The following is a 729-nucleotide window of genomic DNA, read 5'->3' as shown; positions in this document are numbered from 1 at the left end:
GATAAGGCCGTGCCCCATTGACCGGCCCCGGTTTCAGTAGTCAGGCGTTTGATCCCCTGGGCTTTATTGTAGAACACCTGGGGCAGGGCCGAGTTCAGTTTGTGGCTGCCCACCGGGCTTACGCCTTCATATTTATAATAAATATGACAGCTGGTATCCAGGGCTTTTTCCAGACCATGAGCCCTGAACAGCGGGGAAGGCCTCCACTTTTTATAAATCTCCCGCACTTCCCGGGGTATTTCGATATACCTCTCAGTGGATACTTCCTGCATGATCAATTCCCGCGCAAAAAGCGGTTCTAAATCAGCTGGCGCCAGGGGCTGTTTGCTATGAGGATTTAAACCCGGTGATAATGGTGTGGGCATATCCGCCTGAACATTGTACCAGAATTTCGGCAATTTCTCTTCAGGCAAAATGATTTTGGTGAGCTGTTCTCTACTCATCTCAGCTTCGCTCCTCTCATCTTATAAAAATATGATCTCCGCAGCGGCACGGGCCACTTTGAGGTTAGTATAGCACAGCAGTAAATATTTCAACAAGAATGTTTATATGATTACAGGTTGATTATCAGCGCCTCAGGGGAGTATAATAATTCAAACTACAAAGGGGAGCTGGAGCCATCCGGCTGAGAGTGGGTTAAATGCGGCCCTGACCCTTGAACCTGATCTGGGTAATGCCAGCGTAGGAACTAAGAGCCGATTGGTTCGCGCGAGACCGCTTTATTCAGAT

The 729-nt window shown here is 48.7% G+C and carries 1 pseudogene and 1 riboswitch; the pseudogene reads right to left on the bottom strand.

The window, feature by feature from the left end:
• Positions 1-443, bottom strand: a pseudogene (locus B3W37_RS01425) (TrpB-like pyridoxal phosphate-dependent enzyme); the annotation flags it as partial.
• Positions 444-594: 151 nt separating this feature from the next.
• A riboswitch (TPP riboswitch) is annotated at positions 595-705 on the top strand.
• Positions 706-729: the final 24 nt, after the last annotated feature.

It is taken from the genome of Syntrophomonas sp. UBA5494 (assembly GCF_002426325.1).
This window is presented reverse-complemented; position numbering and strand designations above follow the sequence as displayed.